20 protein-coding genes and 1 tRNA gene are annotated in these 20,344 nt (G+C 46.5%); 19 read left to right on the forward strand and 2 right to left on the reverse strand.

The genetic code is table 11. The features are described 5' to 3' along the window. The first annotated feature begins 6 nt into the window (after positions 1 to 6). The 9 genes from yjbM (at position 7) to IEX62_RS15790 (ending at position 8,271) form a co-directional block, all read left to right on the forward strand. Positions 7 to 825: a GTP diphosphokinase gene (gene yjbM / locus IEX62_RS15750; protein ID WP_188776505.1), complete on the forward strand. Its 819-nt coding sequence runs from the start codon at positions 7 to 9 to the stop codon at positions 823 to 825. Then, positions 815 to 1,303 (forward strand): DUF309 domain-containing protein, encoded by a 489-nt coding sequence (locus IEX62_RS15755; protein ID WP_188776506.1) that lies wholly within the window; start codon positions 815 to 817, stop codon positions 1,301 to 1,303. Before yjbM ends, IEX62_RS15755 begins: the two co-directional genes overlap by 11 nt. 274 nt (positions 1,304 to 1,577) lie before the next feature. Next, complete coding sequence (locus IEX62_RS15760) at positions 1,578 to 3,305, forward strand: RsmB/NOP family class I SAM-dependent RNA methyltransferase (protein WP_188776507.1); 1,728 nt, start codon at positions 1,578 to 1,580, stop codon at positions 3,303 to 3,305. A 3-nt stretch (positions 3,306 to 3,308) separates the two neighbouring features. Then, complete coding sequence (locus IEX62_RS15765) at positions 3,309 to 4,070, forward strand: pseudouridine synthase (RefSeq protein ID WP_188776508.1); 762 nt, start codon at positions 3,309 to 3,311, stop codon at positions 4,068 to 4,070. A gap of 58 nt (positions 4,071 to 4,128) precedes the next feature. Further along, positions 4,129 to 4,953 carry a Cof-type HAD-IIB family hydrolase gene (locus IEX62_RS15770; RefSeq protein ID WP_188776509.1) on the forward strand — a complete coding sequence of 275 codons (825 nt, stop codon included), beginning with the start codon at positions 4,129 to 4,131 and terminating at the stop codon, positions 4,951 to 4,953. A gap of 174 nt (positions 4,954 to 5,127) precedes the next feature. Then, entirely contained in the window at positions 5,128 to 6,306 is a 1,179-nt protein-coding gene (locus IEX62_RS15775; RefSeq protein WP_188776510.1) for a glycosyltransferase family 4 protein, read from the forward strand. A 229-nt stretch (positions 6,307 to 6,535) separates the two neighbouring features. Beyond that, entirely contained in the window at positions 6,536 to 7,105 is a 570-nt protein-coding gene (locus tag IEX62_RS15780; RefSeq protein ID WP_188776792.1) for a xanthine phosphoribosyltransferase, read from the forward strand. Between the two features lie 340 nt (positions 7,106 to 7,445). Beyond that, positions 7,446 to 7,775, forward strand: coding sequence for a hypothetical protein (locus tag IEX62_RS15785; protein WP_188776511.1), 330 nt, complete (start codon positions 7,446 to 7,448; stop codon positions 7,773 to 7,775). Between the two features lie 247 nt (positions 7,776 to 8,022). Continuing rightward, positions 8,023 to 8,271 (forward strand): hypothetical protein, encoded by a 249-nt coding sequence (locus tag IEX62_RS15790; protein WP_188776512.1) that lies wholly within the window; start codon positions 8,023 to 8,025, stop codon positions 8,269 to 8,271. Positions 8,272 to 8,832: 561 nt separating this feature from the next. Here IEX62_RS15790 and IEX62_RS15795 read toward each other — a convergent pair. Beyond that, the gene (locus tag IEX62_RS15795; RefSeq protein WP_188776513.1) at positions 8,833 to 9,312 is read right to left on the reverse strand and encodes a YhjD family protein; all 480 of its coding nucleotides are present in this window, start codon (positions 9,310 to 9,312) and stop codon (positions 8,833 to 8,835) included. Positions 9,313 to 9,806: 494 nt separating this feature from the next. Next, positions 9,807 to 10,451 carry a DUF1349 domain-containing protein gene (locus IEX62_RS15800; RefSeq protein ID WP_373289148.1) on the reverse strand — a complete coding sequence of 215 codons (645 nt, stop codon included), beginning with the start codon at positions 10,449 to 10,451 and terminating at the stop codon, positions 9,807 to 9,809. A 126-nt stretch (positions 10,452 to 10,577) separates the two neighbouring features. Here IEX62_RS15800 and IEX62_RS15805 point away from each other — a divergent pair, with 126 nt between their 5' ends. The 10 genes from IEX62_RS15805 (at position 10,578) to IEX62_RS15850 (ending at position 20,341) form a co-directional block, all read left to right on the forward strand. After that, on the forward strand, positions 10,578 to 11,780 hold the full coding sequence (locus tag IEX62_RS15805; RefSeq protein WP_188776514.1) for an MFS transporter: 1,203 nt from the start codon (positions 10,578 to 10,580) through the stop codon (positions 11,778 to 11,780). Between the two features lie 702 nt (positions 11,781 to 12,482). Continuing rightward, positions 12,483 to 13,724, forward strand: coding sequence for an aspartate aminotransferase family protein (locus IEX62_RS15810; RefSeq protein WP_188776515.1), 1,242 nt, complete (start codon positions 12,483 to 12,485; stop codon positions 13,722 to 13,724). Between the two features lie 21 nt (positions 13,725 to 13,745). Beyond that, on the forward strand, positions 13,746 to 14,783 hold the full coding sequence (locus tag IEX62_RS15815) for a zinc-dependent alcohol dehydrogenase (RefSeq protein ID WP_188776516.1): 1,038 nt from the start codon (positions 13,746 to 13,748) through the stop codon (positions 14,781 to 14,783). Between the two features lie 105 nt (positions 14,784 to 14,888). Continuing rightward, positions 14,889 to 15,599 carry an HAD family hydrolase gene (locus tag IEX62_RS15820; protein ID WP_188776794.1) on the forward strand — a complete coding sequence of 237 codons (711 nt, stop codon included), beginning with the start codon at positions 14,889 to 14,891 and terminating at the stop codon, positions 15,597 to 15,599. Positions 15,600 to 16,071: 472 nt separating this feature from the next. Continuing rightward, positions 16,072 to 16,155: transfer RNA gene (locus IEX62_RS15825), tRNA-Leu, on the forward strand. A gap of 324 nt (positions 16,156 to 16,479) precedes the next feature. Further along, positions 16,480 to 16,800 carry a cupin domain-containing protein gene (locus tag IEX62_RS15830; protein WP_188776795.1) on the forward strand — a complete coding sequence of 107 codons (321 nt, stop codon included), beginning with the start codon at positions 16,480 to 16,482 and terminating at the stop codon, positions 16,798 to 16,800. Between the two features lie 268 nt (positions 16,801 to 17,068). Further along, complete coding sequence (locus IEX62_RS15835) at positions 17,069 to 18,187, forward strand: glycerol dehydrogenase (RefSeq protein ID WP_188776517.1); 1,119 nt, start codon at positions 17,069 to 17,071, stop codon at positions 18,185 to 18,187. 417 nt (positions 18,188 to 18,604) lie between these two features. Beyond that, the gene (locus IEX62_RS15840) at positions 18,605 to 18,913 is read left to right on the forward strand and encodes a barstar family protein (protein ID WP_229685848.1); all 309 of its coding nucleotides are present in this window, start codon (positions 18,605 to 18,607) and stop codon (positions 18,911 to 18,913) included. Between the two features lie 377 nt (positions 18,914 to 19,290). Continuing rightward, positions 19,291 to 19,734, forward strand: a complete 444-nt coding sequence (locus IEX62_RS15845; RefSeq protein WP_188776518.1) for a ribonuclease — start codon at positions 19,291 to 19,293, stop codon at positions 19,732 to 19,734. Positions 19,735 to 20,053: 319 nt separating this feature from the next. Then, positions 20,054 to 20,341 (forward strand): barstar family protein, encoded by a 288-nt coding sequence (locus IEX62_RS15850; protein WP_188776519.1) that lies wholly within the window; start codon positions 20,054 to 20,056, stop codon positions 20,339 to 20,341. Positions 20,342 to 20,344 lie beyond the last annotated feature (3 nt).

A 20,344-nucleotide genomic window follows, 5' to 3' on the forward strand; every position in this document is an offset into this window, starting at 1 on the left:
ATGAAGATGGATGACAGAGACTGGGAATTATTCTTGCTTCCCTACGAACAAGCGGTTGAAGAATTGAAGGTAAAATTCAAAACGATGCGCGCCGAGTTGAAAAAGAGAGAAGAGTACGCGCCGATCGAATTTGTTACCGGACGTGTCAAAAAAATATCCAGCATTCTGGATAAAGCTAAACGTCTGGACGTTCCAAGGGATCAGCTTGACACAGGAATTGAGGATATCGCAGGCATCCGGATCATGTGCCAGTTTGTGGAGGATATTCGCTGGGTTGCACAGTACATTCGTGCCCGCAAGGATCTAACTGTTCTTTATGAAAAAGATTATGTGACAAACTTTAAGGAAAGCGGCTATCGCAGCTTCCATATGATTGCTGAATATCCAGTGCAGACCGCATTCGGTCAAAAGATCGTGCTCGCTGAGATTCAGATTCGCACCCTGGCGATGAATTTCTGGGCAACGATCGAGCACTCACTAAATTATAAATATCGTCAGAGCTTGCCTGCACCGATTCGAGATCGTCTGAAAACGGCAGCTGAGGCAGCGATGATTTTGGATAATGAAATGTCCAGCATACGTGAGGATATTCTGGATGCCCAGAAGAGCTTTGAGGATGAAGCGAATCTGGTGCAGCGTGTCTTAAAGGATATTCATCGACTCTACTTCCTGCATAAAGTGACCGAGGCATTGGAAAGTCAGCAAAAATTCAATGAGCTATGGGAAAAGCAAGACTTCATCGGCTTGCAGCAGCTAGGCGAATCCGTAAGAAAGATGCGCAAATCCGGCGCACGTATGGTGGAAGAGGAACAGGATGAGTCATGAGTTCCACCCGCTGTATGTCGCCTATCTCGTCTATTTCAACCGGGATCGTGATTATTTTGAATGTCACGAGGTACTGGAAGAGCTATGGCTGGAAAAGGACAGGGAACCGGTATACAAGGGATTGCTACAGGTCGCGGTCGGGCTATTCCATTTTCGAAATGGTACGATCAACTCCGCCTATAACAAGCGTATCGGTGCGATCAAAATGCTGAAGAGTAGCTTGCATAAGCTGACCTCCAGCTCGCACCATACACTTGGCATTGATATGTCGCGCTTAATCGCAGATGTGCGTAAGTATATTACACGTCTGGAGCGCTACGAGCAGAAGCCCTTTGATTTTTATCCCATTGAGATTAGTATCACGGACGCCTTACTTCGTAAAGAGGTAAAGGCAGCCAGCAAAAAGATCGCGCCTCATGTGCCGCTACGTACTGGCTATGAGCGTGGCCCCAAGTCAAAGGAGCTGCCAAACGATTAGCACGGTATAAGATTTGTTGGCAAAACGAATCGCTAGCTATAAAATGGAACAGTTACATTATGCACAAAAGCTTGCCGTCATCGGCAAGCTTTTTGATTTGAGCAGACCGATCATGTTCTGTTTGTGCTAAAATAGTTGCTGGCATACTCGGCATTTACGTATCGCTGATTCCGTTTATCATAGATCGTAATTGTTGATCGTGAACTTATGTGTCAACTTAGCTATAGTATAAATAAAACGATCTGATTTTAAATTTAAAGGAGCAATATGGAATATGGCGGTACAATTACCACCGCAATTTTTGCAGCGTATGGAGCAGTTATTAGGAGAAGAGTATGATGCCTTTCTCCAGAGCTATGAGCAATCACCGCGTGCAGGCTTGCGTGTGAATACATTGAAAATTAGTAATGAGCAATTTCAAAGCAAGTCTCCTTTCGAGCTGCGTCCGATTCCATGGTGTGAGACAGGCTATTACCTGAATGCAGAGGAGCGTCCAGGCAAGCATCCGTATTATTACAGTGGACTGTACTATATTCAGGAGCCAAGCGCAATGAGTCCAGTCGAAGCGCTACAGGTGGAGCCAGGCGATCGTGTGCTGGATCTGTGTGCCGCACCGGGTGGCAAGTCGACCCAGATTGCTGCTGCATTGCAGGGACAGGGCTTGCTAGTTACCAATGATCTGAGCGCAGACCGCATTCGAGCGCTGGGCAAAAATCTTGAGCTTAGCGGCGTGCGCAATGCGATTGTATTGAATGAGACACCGGATCGGATTGCAGATCGGTTTGAAGGCTTTTTTGATAAAATTCTAGTTGATGCACCTTGCTCGGGTGAAGGCATGTTCCGTAAGGATGAGGATGCGGCACGGCAATGGCTGAATCACTCGGTAGAGAGCTGCTCGATGATGCAACGAGATATTTTACGAACGGTCGCACGTATGCTTGCACCAGGAGGGCGAATTGTCTATTCCACCTGCACCTTTGCACCAGAGGAAAATGAGCGCAGCATCGCGGTTTTTCTCGATCAGCATCCTGAGTTTCAAGCAACTGTTCCAGCAGGTAGTGAGCATTTTCAACCCGGTCAGAGTAAATGGGCAGTGCAGGTAGAGCAGGAGCTTGCCGAAGGGCGTTCTGTGCTGAATAAGATGGCAGCTGGTGAGCAGCCTCCATCTGCTGAAGCGATAGCGCAAACGGATCGTACCGTCCGTCTATGGCCGCATCATATTGAGGGAGAAGGTCATTATCTGGCGGTGCTTGATCATACTGGAGAACGCAGTCGTGAGCGTTCGATTGCTATAACTTCGGCTGAGACTGTAGATGTAGAGGCTTCAGCCTACAATAAGGCAGGCGATGGGCAAGCTACTGAACGCATGCGTCGGGATAAATCAGGGCATGCAGGTAAGGAGCCAAAAGGTGCACAAGGCGGTTATACGAATGAGAACCATGATCGTCGCTCCGCTGCTAAAGGTAGTAAGCCGCATGGCAAACATGATAAAAAAGGACAATCTGCACGCACTGCGACAAAGCCAGTGAACGGGCTGGAGGAGGGACTCCTTGCTTGGACATCATTTCAGCAGCAGGAGCTGAATATGCAGCTCCAAGATGCAAGCTCTGCGGATCCACGCTATATGATCGTGTACGGTAGCAATCTGTATGTATCGCCGCTGGATGAACAGCGTTTGCATGGACTGAAGGTTATTCGACCAGGCTGGTATCTGGGAACCTTCAAAAATGGACGTTTTACCGCCAGTCATGCGCTGGCAACAGCACTCGTTCCGTCTGAAGCGAAGCGACGTCTGAATCTAGCGCTCGATTCAGCGGAATCCATTGCTTATTTAAAAGGACAAACGTTATCGATTGCTGCGGATCGCATTGAATGTGATCCAGATGTCACGGCAAAAGGCTATGTGCTTGTATGCATCGACGGCTATTCCGTAGGCTGGGGCAAATGGCAACAAGACGGCAACCTGAAAAATGAATACCCGGCAGGATGGAGATGGATGTAGATCATGGGAACAACAGCTAAAAAGCAACGAATTGATAAAATACTTGGCAATCTTGGCTATGGGACACGTAGCGAGCTCAAGCGTGCTGTGAAGCAGGGACGTATTCGAGTAGATGGACAAACGATTAAGGATAGCGGATTACAGGTCGATCCGTATCAGAGCGAGATTGAATTTGACGGACAGCGTGTAGAATACCGTGAATTCATTTATATTATGCTGAACAAGCCTCAGGGTGTAATCTCAGCAACGGAGGATCGTCGTGATCGCACAGTGATTGATCTGCTTGACGATGACTCTCGCATCTTCGAGCCATTTCCAGTGGGACGATTGGATAAGGATACTGAGGGACTGCTCTTGCTTACGAATGATGGTCAGCTCGCACATGAGCTGCTGTCGCCGCGCAAGCATGTACCGAAAACGTATATCGCCGATGTACTGGGCGATGTGAATGAGCAGGATGTACAGCGCTTCAAGGAAGGTGTCACATTGGATGATGGATATCGGACGATGCCTGCTGCACTGGAGATTACAGGCTCGTCTCAAACACCGGACGGTACCCTTTCGCAAATTCAGCTTACGATTTCAGAGGGCAAGTTCCATCAGGTAAAGCGTATGTTCGAAGCGGTGGGGAAAAAGGTCATCTATCTCAAACGCATTTCGATGGGTGCATTAGAGCTTGATCCGGGCTTACCGCTGGGACATTATCGCGAATTGACCGCAATTGAGCTGGAGCTGCTTGGTCGAAGTGAAGAGCCTACAGCCTGAAATCTGTTCAGATTACCAAAAAAGATAGACAAGCCTAACAAAGGATGGGGATGGAACGATGCACTATCAACTGATTGCACTGGATATGGACGGTACATTATTAACGGATGATCATGAAATTTTACCACGTACAGCGCAGGCACTACAGGAGCTGGCTGGACGAGGCGTAGAAATTGTATTTTGTACCGGACGCACGCCAACCAACTCGATTCCATACATGAAGCAGCTTGGCTTTCATGAGGATGGACATGTAATCGTGCATAATGGTGCGGCTACCGTTCATACGGGGACAGGCAAGATTGTGCATCAATTCCCACTCGATGTACCTGCATTAGAAAATTATATGAGCTATTGTCGCAGTCATGATCTGCATTTTGATGTGAATACGGCATATAGCATCTATGTCCAATCGCTTGAACAGATGCAGGTGGCGGCTCAGGAGATGTATGCTCAGTTTCAAGGCTTTGATATGAAGCCGATGCTGCTGCCGCATTGGAGTGAGCTGAGTGAGCCTGTGCTCAAGCTCAGTGTATTTGCAGAGCCAGAAAAGCTGGATCAGGCGTATACCGATTGGAATCTATGGGAACCAACCTTTAATATTCAGCGCAGCGGTGAATTTTTCATCGATCTGATGCATCCACAGGCATCCAAGGGCGCTGCTCTACAAGCCTTTGCTCAGCAAAAAGGGATTGCACCAGAGCATATTATGGCAATCGGTAATTATTACAATGATCTGTCGATGATTCGTTATGCAGGTCTGGGGATTGCTGTCGATAATTCACCTGTCGATGTGAAGGCAGCTGCTGACGAGGTGACACGGTCTAACAATGACGATGGTGTGTATCATATGCTGAAAAAATATTGTGATGTATCCGACCTTTAATGGCAGAGAATGCAACGACAAATGGCATATTTCATTGGAACCGCTCGATGTTTGAGCGGTTTTGTTGTGTTGGTTCATGCCAATCCGTGATACAATCGGGTAGTAGAAAGCTCAGACGTGTGTACCGATTACAGATGAATCGGACAATGAACTGGCAGGAAAGGAGGAATATTCTTGAGATTGCTGCAAGCCCTGTTTTTTCCTCCTGAACAACCGGGAGGCGTATCATCTATGATTCCATACCTGCAAGAGCGTTTTAGCTCGGCTCGCTGGGAAATGGAGTTATTTTCTTTGCCCAAACGCATTCGCAATAAAGGCAAGGACGATGTCGTATTTGAAACCTTTGACTGGACGATCTATGGTGAAAGCCCGATCGTACAGAAATACATTCAAACCTATCGTGATTATCGCTGGTGGGCGAAGCTGAGGCTGACTAAGCCGTATGACCTGATTCATTCCCACCATCCGCTGGTTGGATTGGTGATGCGAGAAGTATTTCCAGAGACACCGATCATTCAAACCATCCACTCTAGCTACGAGCGCGAGCTAATGCTGAATGGGAAAATCGAAGAAGGCAGCATGGAGCAGCAGTTTCTCATCTCGCTCTATCGTGAGCTAGAGCTTCGTACCGATCGCCTGATGACCGTATCGCAATCATTTAAGAGCTATCTGACACCATATGTGGAGTATCCTGAGCGCATCGTTGTACTGCCGAACGGCTTTGACGAAAAACGCTTCAAGCCGATTCCACATGAAAATGAGGTACCACAGCTTATGACCGTCTGCCGTCTTGTACCTGCAAAAGGGCTCGATACCCTGCTCAAAGCATGTGCGATTCTCAAGCAACGTGGACATACGTATGTGCTGCACATTATCGGAGATGGCCCAAGCCGCACCGAGCTGGAGGATATGGCGCGTGAGCTTGGTATTTATGAGGATACGATCTTTTATGGATACACTCTTCATCCAGAAGAGTTCATGCCGTTTTTCGATATTTTTGTTCTGCCATCACGAGCAGAGGCATTTGGCTCGGTATTTGCTGAGGCTGCACTGTGCTGGCTAGCACTTGTCGGAACGAATGTAGGCGGTATTGCTGAGCAGATTGAAGACGGCGTTAACGGTCTACTGGTGCCGCCAGATCATGAGCAGGAGCTCGCTGAGGCGCTGGAAAAAGTAATTACCGATCCATCCTACCGTTATGAGCTAGCCCGTACCGGCTGGGAAAAGGCTAAAAATCATTATTCACTCGGACATGTGGTCAACGAGCTGAAGAAGCTATATTTGGAATTAGTGCCAGAGGAATCGATCGTCAGTATGACCGATCTGACTGCACAACCAGCAGAGAATGAGTAATATCGGTGTTAGCTTGCCGTTATAGGCAGGAAATGAATACCAGGTGACGAATTACAAGAGTATAGGGTGTACCATGCAAAATAGGATCGACTCAAGCAGCAACACAGCATTAGATCAGGATAAGCTTCTGCTACAAGACGCAATTCTGTAAGCAACACAGCACCACTAAAAGGAGCCGATATGCTCGTAGGCATTCGGCACGATCGATATGAGTGACGGAGGACGGATGATGGAAGAATTAAAACAACGTATTTTGGAAGAATCAACCGTATTATCGAGCGATGTGCTCAAGCTGGACGCATTGCTCAATCAGCAGGTCGATCCACAGCTAATGATGAAAATGGGACAGGAGTTCGCTAACCTGTATCGCGCAGAAGGCATTACACGCGTCGTAACCGTCGAATCGTCCGGTATCCCGGTTGCTTTTGCAACAGCACTGGAGCTAGGCGTACCGCTCGTATTTGCACGCCGTAAAAAAACACTGCTCGCTGATCCTGATGCCTATGTAGAACGCGTACCTTCGTTTACCAAGGGCATCGTGACCGACATTATGCTGTCCAAGCAGTTCGTAACTGAAAATGATCGCATTCTCTTCATCGATGACATTATCGCCAACGGCGACGCCGCTCGCGGATTGGTCAAAATCATCCAACGCTCTGGCGCTACACTCGTAGGCGTAGGCATTGTTATCGAAAAAGCATTCCAAAATGGTGCAAATGCCATCCGAGAACAGGGCATCCGCCTCGATTCTCTCGTTAAAATTGCTTCGTTAGAGGATGGCAAGATTACATTCGGTTAATCAAGCCGGGGTAAGAAATGCAGTAGTGCTATAAAGGTATATGTTCATATACTGCATAATAGGAATACAGACTACACGACGAAGAAACGAATAGGATGCTTTAACAACCCCAACACCATTCAAACTTATAACAGAATAATTCACCAAAAATTATTCATGCATTTTATTATGGTTTATCTTAAGATATAGGCATACGTGACCGATAGTGTAAATATAACCCCATGAATCAACATTAGAACGTCATTGCCTTACACCAATTTTACCGAAATACGATATACTCTTTCCAAATGGGGTCTCGTTGTCTTATAATAAAGATATGTTAGGGAGGGGAGGCAGACTAATGAGCAAAGAGCCGATCACTGAAGAGTTTTTCCTGAACAAACTGGCTGACGCAAAAGTACACTTCGAGCGTGCTTTGGATTGTAAGCACACTGAATTTGATGACCTGTATCCCTATATGATTGAGCATCCTCAGTTCTTTTGGTACAAACGCTATGTCGCATGGTCTGAATTGCTAACCATCGTGAATTTGTCGAAAGAACTGGACTTCGCCTGGGAATCACAATTTTCCGATCATCAGGTAGAGTACGTTAACGAGCGTGTGATGTCCGCTAAAGTGCTAGATTATTGGTTCGAGAAAAACGATTCCAAAGAGCACGCACAGCGTTAATCATATCTGGATCATCTTCCATTTGCTTTAACAAGACCTAAATGATTATTCATTTAGGTCTTTTTTTGCGTGTATTCGTAGAATAAGCTTGGATAGGTGTACACATCCTGTATACTTTCGGTACAATAGAGCTTGCGGCATATCAGCCGTTCATAAATGCTGTCCCGTATAAACGGGCACAATACAAGGTAACGCCGTTAAGCGGCGATGTATAGGCTAGATTCTAGATTAGAGGGGAGGACATAACATGATTAGCGAGGAACAATTGGATGCCTATCGTCTATCTGGCGAAAAGGTAAGGGTCGTTCGTGATGATATTCGTGAAAATGATATCCGCGGGATTGTCATTGCATGGGATGATGAGCATGTGTTAATTCGTCGTCCGAATCGAAACGTAGTCAAGCTCAGTCGTAATTACATCATTCAGCCATCGAAGGAAGCACGTCGCAGCCCGCTGGATGAAGAAGCTCCAGAGGAAGCAGCGACTGAGGAATAAAAGTTCTACGTTTGGATAAATATGGACTGAATTTGTTCCAAATTTGTTCTGTTACGTTCGGAATTGCTCGAAATCAAAGCCATAATCCTTGCTTAGGTAGGGCTATACGAAAAAAGACCTTGCACCGCATTAGCGGATTGCAAGGTCTTTGGTGTAGCTATAGAAGACTGTACAAGAGGGGATTGCCAAGCTACATATGCTCAAACTGTCTCTGCCAGAGCCTGAATATCGTCGTCGTAGGTGTGTCCAGCGATTATAGGGGGATAATCACTGGTTGTATATTAAACAAATTATAAAGGGACAATCTTAGTTGCCATACCATGTTGTCACGGTATAGCATTACTGCTAGTTAGGAAGCTAGTTATGATATTGGTCGTATTCCTTATCGGGATGACGTACTAAGGTCAAGCTATTCATATATTTGTAAAGCCGGGTAGTTAGTTATCGTGCTACAGGCAGAGACAGAGGCAAACACCGAATGATTAGCATGTGGAATGATAGTTGAATTAAAGGGGACTGATTCCATACTATCCATCATAATATACATGCTAATGACGTTACTTATGTTCCTGTACGATAAGGCGCATAACCGCCTGCATAACGTGCTGGCTCACGCACTCGTGAAGGAGACGAAGCCGGAGTATCCTTGCCTGGACGTGCTTCAGCAGATGCGGTATGGATCGGCCCTAAGCCAACATAGGCACGCATACGTGCAGAAGCCTCAAGTCGGAATTCGTCAGCAGGGATGCGAAAGGTTCCATGATGACCCTTACAAAGGATCTGCGCTTCCACACTATTCTCAGATTGATTAACCTCATATAATCGAAGCTGATGCTTACGTAAATCTCGGCGTACTTCAGACAGTAGCAAATTGGTACGATCTGTACCACCCTGGATGATTTCCATATACAATGCATGATTATCGAGTGAGTCTTGATGCTCCATAGCGCGGGCATCACGATCAAATTTCTTTTGAATATACGTTAGCAGCAAATAGCTTTTTACCAGGGAACGTTCTTCTGCGGATAAAAAGACAGCCATTCATGTCACCACCTTATGGGAACTAATGTTTTGAGAACCTATGTTCCCATTATAGCGAACGTGGGGAATAATGGCAAGCTTTATTGGCATAAAAAAGTTAAAATATTATGCGCTCCTAAACAATGGCTTGAATGCTGCAAACAGGCGAATAGGTGCTTGATTGAAGCCCCTTTTTCGAGACTTTTTATCGAATGATTAACGCAATGAAAAAAGCAGGAACAGACACGAACAAGCTCGTGTTTGCTCCTGCTTTTCTGTTTTGTTGTATCGACATTATATAGGTAAACGGATGTCGGTCATGTTGGTCATCAAATAATCGTAGCAACAAGCTTCCGTCTTCCATATTATGACATGGGTAATCCAATTACCGGAGTATCTAACAACTTTCACATGTAAAAACTGACGTAAATTTTACATTGAACGTCATCATAAAAGCGACTATAGTTAATAATTGTAATATATATAATTAATATACATAAAATTAAATGATAGGATTATATGGTGGATGTGCCCTGTTGGACGATGTGCAGAAAGTCGAATTCGACCTGACAGCCTTGCCCTTGTGGACAGCATGCATAAACACCACATTGGAAAGGGGTCTGGTCATCCACATCATCAAACAGATGCGCAATTCTCATTTGATGCCATGCCGGTTCTGATGCTTCATCGTCTGCTGGTTCTGCATATTCAATCGTATAGTCGCCAGAGACACGGGTGATACGGAACATCAGCTCTGTAAAGCCTGCTCTGAAATTTTGCGTTGACCAGTCGGAATAGCCATTGTTGGTCACGACTGCACCCAGCTTGGCATGACCATCTGTTTCAAATTCAACAGAGGTTTTCAGCCAGCAGCGATCCGAAAATCGAACCATCAACCCGGCTTGATCATACTGGTGCACCGGGTATGTACGGACACGAGTGGTCATTTGAAAATCACCCTTGACCTCTGCAAACAGAAAATGTCCGTTATCTACACGAAAGCCATAATGCGTTTTTTGCCAGAAATCAGTTTCAGCTAGCGGCTCAAAGGTGAGTACCTGCTTTTGCGGAGAGATTGACCATTTTTCAGGCGGAGAATGCCATTGCAGTCGTTCGTCCAATGTCGTCTCAGTGAAATTTTCCAGCACGTTCGTCATCATAGTTGCTCCTTTGCATCGATTTAGTATGGGCAGCAGTCCCATTCGGGCTGTGCGCTCATTCATTATGTTGAAATTGACTGGAAATATCAAGCTCCTAAACATAATTATGGGAAGGTGAAGGTGAACATGAAACGAATTTTCAGGTTAAGCTGTGCATTTTATTTTTTGATTGGGATTACGAGCGTTATGCTTGGTGCGCTATTGCCGGTCATTTTGCCGCATTATCAGCGTAGCTACAGCGATGGTGGGACACTGTTATTTTTACAGTTTATCGGGTTTCTGGCAGGGGTGCTTATCTCGCCAGCGCTCTCTGCGGGAGTTGGACGCAAACGTTTGCTCTTGATTGCGTTAACTGCAATTACGCTTGCTTACGCAGTGATGGGAACGCTTCCTGCATGGGGGCTGATGGTGCTGATGACGGTTTTCGTTGGCTTTGGCTCTGGGATTATCGAATCCTCCATCGGTGCGTTCACGATTGAATTTGCCGAGGAGCAGAAGGCAGTTGCGATGACCAAGTTGGATGTGTATTTTGGTGTAGGATCGATGCTGCTACCAGCGCTGGCAAGTCTGTATATTTATCTGGGTGTGTGGAATCTGTCGTTTTACACGGTTGCGCTATCCACATTCATACTGCTGCTGTTCTGGATGCGAATGCCTGCGGATAGCTCGGCGCATTTGCATCAGGATCAGGTGAAAACCGATCAGACCGAGACTCCAGCCAAGCCCAAATATCAATCCGGTCAATTCAAAGTATTATCGATCTTCGTGTTGTTCTTCTTTGTCTATATGGGAATTGAGCTGGGAATGATGAACTTCCTGCCATCGATTCTGATCGAAAGCATTGGAATTAGCGATTCGGCTGCTTCGCTCAGTGTGACCTTTTTCTGGGGCGCGATCACCATTGGACGACTATTTGTAGGACGGATGGCAGAATCGATGAGCTATGCGCCGTTCCTGATTGGCAGCACGATTGCTTCTATGCTGCTCATTATTGCGCTAGCACTCTTTTCCAGTCCGATCATGATGTATGTGTTGATCTTCGGTGTAGGCTTCTGTATCTCGGGTCTGTTCTCGATTGCGCTCGTATTTGCCAATACGCTAATGCCGGGCATGGTGGAGCGGACGACAAGTACACTGATCGCTGCTGGTGGTATTGGTGGATCGGTACTGCAATACTTGATCGGCTGGAGTATGGATCACTGGTCGGTTCGACCAACACTATGGATCTTCGCCCTATTCGCACTGGTATTGCTCATTAGCATTGTGCTTGTACAGCAGCTTCGTACAGGTAATGCAGCTGTACGTGCAGGCATGGAATCTAAGTACTAATGTCATCGTACCCAGCCATAACGTGCTGACAGGTACAGCTTGAGCTATTTGCATACTGTGCTTGAAGCAGGGATACGATGTCAGTCGCTACTCGATGGATAGCTATATTGCATAAAACATAGAGATGAATCCATAGACCATGTACACGTGAAGGAGGTGGTGCCTGCCTTTTCGGTTATAAGGCAGCCGAAAAGGGGATCGGTCATATCATCATGCAAAATATAGACAAGGGACATGCAGCTGGCGAAGCCGTCAGGGAGCGCATGTATGCTGGAGGATGAAGTATGCAGGTAGTGTGGCAGTGAATGTGAAAGAGACAGGCGATCAGCTGATCATATCATCGACATAGCTAGAGACATCACTATATCAAAAGGCAATTTTGAATGTCGCTATATTGTTTTGATGGTGTTAAAGGAAAATAATTCTGTTAACAACGTACAGATGATATTAAAAATAAGTGATGTCTGATAGGCGATACCCAATCAAGCGATGCGATGACATGCTTCCATTCATAAAGCCAGCGTAGACAACAGACTACACCGATTTGTAAAGGCGTACAAATACGGTGTGGTGTCATAAGGGGCAGGCAGCAGACCGAGCACGTATAAAAAAGACAAGCGCAGCTCGGCTATAAACAGACGATCATGTCGTAATATTGGTTTTCGATTGTATTGCTATTCTATCCATGTGGAGGGATTATACATGTCAACAACTACAGAAAGCCGTTTTTCGATGGGCCAGGGAATCCGTTTGATCGATGATGCCGGAAATGAATATCTGGATGGTGTGTCCGGTACGTTTAACCTGTCACTAGGCTACAATCACCCTTATGTTGTGGAGAAGATTCAGGAGCAGGTTGGTAATCTGACGCATATGTCTTCCTCGTTTACCGAGCCGTATGTGGAGGAAGTGCTATCCCTGCTGCTGGAGGAAGCGCCGAATGGTATTGATGCAGGCTGGATGCGCGATATTACAGGCTCAACCGCAAATGAATGTGCCACTAAAATTGCGCAAAAGTATACAGGTGAGCGCGATATTGTCAGCCTGTACTATTCGCACCATGGTCAGACACAGTTTGCTACCGGCATTTCGGGTAATGCATTCCGTCGTAAAGGCTTCCCGAACTCCACTGTACCAAATTCACTCCATGTTCCTGTACCGTATTGCTATCGTTGCCCATTCCAGAGTGATCCGGATCATTGCGCGATGCAATGTATTGAAGCGCTATCCGATCAGCTTGAATTTGGTGGCTCTGGTTCCACTGCTTGTATGATTATTGAGCCGATTCTTGGCAATGGCGGTAATATCATCCCACCGATGGAATATTTCAAACAGCTTCGTAAGCTGTGTGATGAACATAATATGATTTTGATTGCTGACGAGGTACAGACAGGTATCGGACGTACAGGCTATATGTATGCGAGTACTTTGTTTGATATCAAGCCCGACATTATTACACTGGCAAAAGGTCTGGGTGGTATTGGTGTACCTGTAGCAGCAGTACTTATGCAGTCTCGTCTGAATATACTGGAAAAGCACGAGCATTCCTTTACTTCCGGTAGCAATATGATCTCCTTGACGGCTGCACGCTCGACGATGGAAGTCGTATCGGCACCAGGCTTCCTTGAAAGTGTTCGTAGCAAGGGTGAACTGCTCGGCAACCTGCTGTCACCACTGGCAGAGCTGTATCCAGACACGATTGGCGAAGCGCGGGGTGTTGGTCTGATGTGGGGACTGGAGATCGTTGACGCCGATGGAGCGCCGGATTCACGCAAAGCGAATGCAATTATCGATATGGCATTCCGTGATGAAAACCTGATCCTGCGCGGCTCGCGTTATGGATTCGGTAATGTTGTGAAGGTTCGTCCATCTCTGACGGTCACAGAGGATGAGATTGTAGAGATCGTGGGTCGTCTGGAACGCATTCTGCAAAAAATGGGTTAACCAATAGAGGGGAGAATGACTATGCTTTCACTTGTTTATCGTTCAGCCTGGGATGTGGCACTCGAAGAACGCCCACGCCCACAAATTCGAGGTGATCATGATGTGATTGTGCGCATTCACGCTACAGGTGTATGCGGTACGGATCTGGGTATTATTAGCGGTAAATACCACGCCAAATCATCGATTATTCTTGGTCATGAATCCGCAGGTGAAGTGATCGAGATTGGACCGAATGTGCAAAATCTACAGGTGGGTGATCGCGTTGTAATCGATCCGACCTATTACTGTGGACAATGTAAAATGTGCCGCACCGGACGTCAGAATCATTGCCTTCACAAAAGTACAACAGAGACTGGCGTGAGCAGCGATGGTACATTTACCGATTATTATGTGACAGAGGATCGTTTTCTATACAAGCTGGCTGATCATGTGAGCTATGAAGAGGCGACATTAACGGAGCCGCTGAGCTGTATGCTGACCGGTATTAACCAGATTCAGCTGCTGCCTAATTTCCGTACGATCATTCTGGGTGCAGGCCCGATCGGTATGCTGTATAGCTATGCGCTTGCATCGAAAGGTGTAATCGGCAGCATCGTGGACATTTCCGAGGAACGTCTGGAGCTGGCACGCTCCATCGCACCGGATCAATGGGATACGTATGCATCCTTCGATGCAGCTGTAGAGGGCATCTCACCAGATGATCATCAGGTCGATCTGATTGTCGATACGACGGGAGCGATCGGTACGCAGGTGCTGTCGAATCTGGCACACGGTGGCTATCTGATGCTTGTAGGCTTGCGTGATGGCGTGAGCAGCTTCAATCCGAAGGAGGTGGTCGATCGCAGTCTGAAAATTATCGGCTCGATCGATTCACTCGGTACCTTTGCAACGGCTCATTATATGATCGAGCGCGGTCTGGTTCCGGCGAAAAAGCTGATTACCCATACGTATCCGCTGCAATCGTATCAGGAAGCCTTCCGTATGCTCGGCTGTGATCTGGATGATGGCACGCTGAAAACCGCTTCCGGTGCGATCAAGGTTGTATTGCAATCCACCTGATGCGAAAATAGATCGAGCAGTAGCTGAGAAGCGATAGAATAGCATGACAGCACAGGAGGAATGAAGATGACAACGGAACAATCAGGCGCATCGGCAATTGCAGATATGAAGCAAGGTGAACGTGCAGATTGGCTAGTTGAGCCGATCGAGGGTGTTATTTTTGATATGGATGGTGTACTGATTGACAGTGAGCCGATCTATTTTGATATTGAAAAAAGTACGTTTGTTCACTTCGGCGCACAGGTAGAGGAAGAGGAGCATCATACGTATGTAGGTGTCACGCTTGCGTCCATGTTCGAGCAGGTACAGCAGCGTCATCGTCTAAATTGCACAGTAGAGGACATGCTGTCCTTTCATGTACAACATGTGATGGATGTGATCCGTGAGCATCAGGAGCTACGTCCATTTGACGGATTAGTGGCATGGCTGGATTGGCTTCACGAAGCGGGTGTACCGATGTTTGTCGCTTCATCCTCACCACGTGCTTTGATTGAGCTTATTTTGGAGCGATTAGAGCTGCGAAGCTATTTTCAAGGGATGGTTAGCGGAGAAGAAGTCGCGCATGGTAAGCCAGCACCGGATATTTTCCTGCATGCTGCCAAGCAGCTCGGCATTGCGCCAGAACGCTGTATCGTCATTGAAGATTCGCGTAACGGGGTAAAGGCAGCCCGTACAGCAGGTATGCGCTGCATCGGTCACCAGAATCCAGGCTCAGGCTCTCAAAACCTGGAGCAGGCGAACACCGTAATTCACAGCTATACTGAATTGTTTGCACTTCGTGAGCAGCTCCCTTTCTATAGAAGAAACGCGGAGTGATCGTATCGCGATCAGAAGACGGATAGGCGTTAAAGTTGCTATTCATAGTTGGAATAGCAGCGATGCAGGTGGATTGTTGACGATCTGCTAGCATAATTTATCCGTTTCAATGAAGTAAGATAATGTGGGTGGGTAGCAGGAGAGTAGGAAGAAATAGTTGCGAACAGTCGCATATTCTGTCTATGATCCCAGTCACAGCTGCTTATAAAGGAAGACAATAGTGTATCATGCTGTTCGTTATAGCGTCAGGCATCACCCAACAATTGATACAATTACTGACGTTATCATCATACTGAACAACCAGACCGAGATAGTATCCGGTCTGGTTGTTTTATGGTGAACATCGTTTGTATAGGTTCGTATCAATGGATAATGAAATAAAATGTTTGACGCTTGCTAACTAATATGATATTCTATTTCTTGTCGCCGGGAAATGGATCATAAGCATCTTGATCCGGTAACATTCGATTATGCGGTCGTGGCGGAATTGGCAGACGCGCACGGTTCAGGTCCGTGTGGGCTTACCCCCGTGGAGGTTCGAGTCCTCTCGACCGCATTTACTTTTAACCATATAGTTCGCTATTGCGTAAGCAATGGTGAACTTTTTTTATTCTCTATAGGTTTCCTGTGCTTATTATTCTCATTCGTGATCATCCGTCTTGCACTGATTAGCCATCCAACAAGCGCATAGCTATGCTCCTATCTATTGTAGGAGTAAGTTGAGTTGTTTTATCCCCCCTTCATAATACATTTGTCCGTGTCATCTCTAGAAAGATATGTTTTATAATGGAGCAAGGGAGACTGCGATAAGTGATCATGGGGATCAGCTAGAGCAGCTCTGGAATGCTTTGAAATGATAAACAAAAAGGAGCTGTGCATGATGAGCAATATTGGAGTGTGGGAGCCGGCAGAGCCGGGAGTGAAACGTTGTATTCTGAATGCTGCTGGTGAGCTGATGATGATGGAGGTTCATTTTGAAAAGGGAGCAGAAGGCTATCAGCATAGTCATCCGCATCAGCAGATGAGCTATTGTCTGAGTGGCTCCTTCATTTTCACCATTGATGATGTAGAGACGACTGTAAGCGCAGGCGAGACGATTGCGATTCCACCGAATGCCCGTCATGGTGTGGTAGCACTGGAGGAAAATTCAGCTTTGCTGGATGCCTTTACACCCATTCGCGAGGATCTGCTGAAACAGTAATTGGAATAGCTATCTGGAATAGCTATCTGGATATGGACAACTTCATAGGCCGTAGGTAATGGGAAAGTTCGTCACACGATTGTGCGTAATGACCCGGTTATCTGCGGCCTGTTATGGTGAATAGAGTAAGAGGGCTATGCTCATGCAGCCGTCCGCATAATATCCAGAAGTTGAGTGGAAAAGAGCATATGATCAGGACAGGTACATATTTGGAGTGCGTAGCCTTCTTGCGTTGATACGATGTCTATAATTGAAAGGAGCAATTTCAATGACAGAACGAGTATTCATTAGTCCGGGTAAATACGTACAGGGTCGCGGTGTCATCGCCAAGGCAGGCGAGTATGTAAAGGCGCTTGATGGTGGTAAGGCATTAGTTATTGCGGATGAGATTGTCTGGGATATCGCTGGTAATGAGGTGCTGAGTAGTCTGGAGCAATCGTCCGTTGAGTATGTGAAGGTAGTATTTAACGGTGAAGCCTCTACGAATGAGATCGAACGATTGACGTCTACCGGACGCGAGCAGGATGCACGAATTGTGATCGGCGTAGGTGGCGGTAAAACGCTGGATACAGCAAAGGCAGTCAGCGATTCGCTCGGCGGTTATACAGTGATCGTTCCAACCACCGCTTCTACAGATGCGCCAACAAGCGCATTGTCGGTTATTTACTCGGATGAGGGCATTTTTGAAAGCTATAAATTTTATAATAAAAATCCTGATCTGATTCTGGTGGATACTGCAATCATCGCAGGCGCACCACCACGATTCCTCGCTTCTGGTATTGCGGATGCGCTGGCAACCTGGGTGGAAGCGCGAGCTGTCATTGAAGCACGCGCCAAAACGATGGCGGGCGGTCTGCCGACACTGGCAGCGGAAGCGATCGCTCGTAAATGTGAAGAGACGCTGTTCGACTTCGGTCTGCTCGCTTATGAGTCGGTGCAGCGTAAAGTCGTTACGCCTGCATTGGAGTCGGTCGTTGAAGCGAATACGCTACTCAGCGGTCTGGGCTTTGAAAGTGGTGGACTGGCAGGCGCGCATGCGATTCATAACGGCTTTACCGTGCTGGAGGGGGATATTCACCATATGACGCATGGTGAGAAGGTAGCCTTTGGTACACTAACACAGCTTGCGCTGGAGCAGCGTCCAATCGATGAGATTGAGAAATATATCGCTTTTTATATTAGTCTCGGTCTGCCGGTAACGCTGGAGGAGCTGCATATTGGTAATGTGTCTGATGAGGACCTGTACCGCGTAGCAGAGGCAGCCACCAAACCGGATGAAACCGCACATAATCTGCCATTCCCGGTAACGGCTGCGGATGTGAAGGACGCGATTATCGCCGCTGATCAATATTCATTAGCATACAAGCAAAAGCATGGACGTCACTGATGTTAGTGGCATGAATGGATATGCTAGAGCTCTGAGTGTACCATGCTTCGACTTGTCATCGAAGCATGCCGTATCCTTCCAATCATGAAAAATAGCACCTGTGCAGACCCTGCTGCCAGCTATCGGGTAGCAGGGTTTTGCTTCTGCTTAAATCGTTTTATTTTTTACAAAAATTCGCAAGAAAATCGGTCTATTTTTTGCCTGAATATGATATAAAAGATAGGGGGAACTAAACAGCAAGCAAAGCGTCATTCATGACACAGGCATAAAAGGCAGTACCGATTCTGTCAGGTACAGGACGGCTGTCACGCTACAGCAACGCTCAGGAGTGGGCGACTGCAGACGTACAGGTTCACGTTGAGATGCCGGAGACTCTAAACAAGGTATACAAATGTTGAACAAGGTAGGGTGTGGGCAATGAGAACGAATATGAAGACAGTCGTATTAAATGGGGAAGATTTTGCAACGGTGGAAGAGCTGCATATGACATTGCGGCAGGTGCTTTGCTTACCTGCTGATTATGGTGCCAATCTCGATGCACTCTGGGATGGATTAACCGGGCAGATCGAGCTGCCACTGCAAATTGAATGGCTCAACTACGAGCTAAGCTATGAACGCCTCGGTAGCTATGCCGAGCAGGTGCTTGGACTGATGGAGGAAGTGCAGGGCGAAGGCAATGGCTTCCGTGTCTGGGTGCTGCAAAGCAGCGATGCCGTAGCATTTTAAGCATAGCTTACACGCTCGGCGTGAACAGCCAGAACGACATACAAGGATCCGCAATCGTGCGGACACCATACTGATGAATGAATACATTGAAAAGCCGCATGGCCCTTTGCTTATGCTGTATGCTGCTGGTAGACCCAGTGAGTGTACATGACAGGTAAAGGGGCAGCGGCTTTTTTTCGTCCTGTTTAGTACATACATCGTAATCAACGACGATCCTACAAACAATTATTTCAATTTTTACAAAATTAAATCATAAAATTAAAGATTTTAGCGATATCATATGGTATAACTGGTAAGTGAAGGTTGATATCTATAAAACAATGAATTGATTTAGGGTATCGAATTCAACATTATGTAGGGTACAGGAGGATGATAGGATGAAACGGTTTTGGTCAACAGCTTTACTCGCAATGATGCTGGTGGTAGTCTTTTTTGCAGGATCACAGGCAGTGCCTGCGGCAAACACGCACAAAGCGTCTGCGGCAACATGTACGATTATTAACACATTTGACGGTGTAGCTAATTATCTAGCTGCTAATGGGAAGTTGCCTTGCAATTACATAACCAAGTCACAGGCAAGCTCACTCGGCTGGGTATCCTCGAAGGGGAATCTGGCTGATGTCGCTCCTGGTAAAAGTATCGGTGGCGACACGTTCAGCAACCGTGAAGGCTTATTGCCAACAGCAAGCGGACGCGTATGGCGTGAAGCAGATATTGACTATACGTCTGGCTTCCGTAATTCCAAGCGAATCCTGTACTCAAACGATGGATTGATCTACAAAACAACGGATCATTATGAGAGCTTCACTCGTATGAGATAAGATCGATGAGCGTATCGTCGTCTATACATTGTCGTTTATACAGTAATGTACAGGCATTACAACGATATATGTAGATCGAAATCGTGTGACGTGCGTATAACAGGCAAACAATCAAGCAGGCAAGCCTATTCTCTCATTACATAGCTGATGTGGGAATAGGCTTGTTACATACAGATATGGTAGTATAGGAGCAAATGAGCATCTGTTTTAAGGGAGCTGCATTTATTTTGCCGGGTGAAGTAGAATCAATGTGTTGCCTCACGTAGATCGTGAGCGATCTAAGATGCTTAATAGAGATACCACATAAGGACGTGAACACATGAAAAAAGTGAATATTGATGGACGTTATATTTCAAGTTATAAAGAGCTGCATGAGCTATTAAAGAAAAAGCTGGAGTTCCCTGACTTTTACGGGGCTAATCTGGATGCATTATGGGATTGTATAACCGGCATGATTGAGCTACCGCTGGAGCTGCATTGGAAGCATTATGAGGTTAGTGAGGAGCGGCTTGGCGAAAAGGCGCATCGTGTACGTGCTGTGCTGGAAGAAGCGCAAAATGAAAATATCGGCTTTACATTTATCGTTGAAGATGAAGCACATGTGTAAGCT

The organism is Paenibacillus hunanensis (genome assembly GCF_014645615.1).
Taxonomy (GTDB): domain Bacteria; phylum Bacillota; class Bacilli; order Paenibacillales; family Paenibacillaceae; genus Saccharibacillus; species Saccharibacillus hunanensis.

What these genes read in the sequence shown, in the direction of transcription:
- yjbM (WP_188776505.1), top strand. Translation starts at nt 7, where the DNA reads ATGGATGACAGAGACTGGGAATTATTCTTGCTTCCCTACGAACAAGCG.
- IEX62_RS15755 (WP_188776506.1), top strand. Translation starts at nt 815, where the DNA reads ATGAGTCATGAGTTCCACCCGCTGTATGTCGCCTATCTCGTCTATTTC.
- IEX62_RS15760 (WP_188776507.1), top strand. Translation starts at nt 1,578, where the DNA reads ATGGCGGTACAATTACCACCGCAATTTTTGCAGCGTATGGAGCAGTTA.
- IEX62_RS15765 (WP_188776508.1), top strand. Translation starts at nt 3,309, where the DNA reads ATGGGAACAACAGCTAAAAAGCAACGAATTGATAAAATACTTGGCAAT.
- IEX62_RS15770 (WP_188776509.1), top strand. Translation starts at nt 4,129, where the DNA reads ATGCACTATCAACTGATTGCACTGGATATGGACGGTACATTATTAACG.
- IEX62_RS15780 (WP_188776792.1), top strand. Translation starts at nt 6,536, where the DNA reads ATGGAAGAATTAAAACAACGTATTTTGGAAGAATCAACCGTATTATCG.
- IEX62_RS15785 (WP_188776511.1), top strand. Translation starts at nt 7,446, where the DNA reads ATGAGCAAAGAGCCGATCACTGAAGAGTTTTTCCTGAACAAACTGGCT.
- IEX62_RS15790 (WP_188776512.1), top strand. Translation starts at nt 8,023, where the DNA reads ATGATTAGCGAGGAACAATTGGATGCCTATCGTCTATCTGGCGAAAAG.
- IEX62_RS15795 (WP_188776513.1), bottom strand. Translation starts at nt 9,312, where the DNA reads ATGGCTGTCTTTTTATCCGCAGAAGAACGTTCCCTGGTAAAAAGCTAT.
- IEX62_RS15800 (WP_373289148.1), bottom strand. Translation starts at nt 10,451, where the DNA reads ATGATGACGAACGTGCTGGAAAATTTCACTGAGACGACATTGGACGAA.
- IEX62_RS15805 (WP_188776514.1), top strand. Translation starts at nt 10,578, where the DNA reads ATGAAACGAATTTTCAGGTTAAGCTGTGCATTTTATTTTTTGATTGGG.
- IEX62_RS15810 (WP_188776515.1), top strand. Translation starts at nt 12,483, where the DNA reads ATGTCAACAACTACAGAAAGCCGTTTTTCGATGGGCCAGGGAATCCGT.
- IEX62_RS15815 (WP_188776516.1), top strand. Translation starts at nt 13,746, where the DNA reads ATGCTTTCACTTGTTTATCGTTCAGCCTGGGATGTGGCACTCGAAGAA.
- IEX62_RS15820 (WP_188776794.1), top strand. Translation starts at nt 14,889, where the DNA reads ATGAAGCAAGGTGAACGTGCAGATTGGCTAGTTGAGCCGATCGAGGGT.
- IEX62_RS15830 (WP_188776795.1), top strand. Translation starts at nt 16,480, where the DNA reads ATGAGCAATATTGGAGTGTGGGAGCCGGCAGAGCCGGGAGTGAAACGT.
- IEX62_RS15835 (WP_188776517.1), top strand. Translation starts at nt 17,069, where the DNA reads ATGACAGAACGAGTATTCATTAGTCCGGGTAAATACGTACAGGGTCGC.
- IEX62_RS15840 (WP_229685848.1), top strand. Translation starts at nt 18,605, where the DNA reads ATGAGAACGAATATGAAGACAGTCGTATTAAATGGGGAAGATTTTGCA.
- IEX62_RS15845 (WP_188776518.1), top strand. Translation starts at nt 19,291, where the DNA reads ATGAAACGGTTTTGGTCAACAGCTTTACTCGCAATGATGCTGGTGGTA.
- IEX62_RS15850 (WP_188776519.1), top strand. Translation starts at nt 20,054, where the DNA reads ATGAAAAAAGTGAATATTGATGGACGTTATATTTCAAGTTATAAAGAG.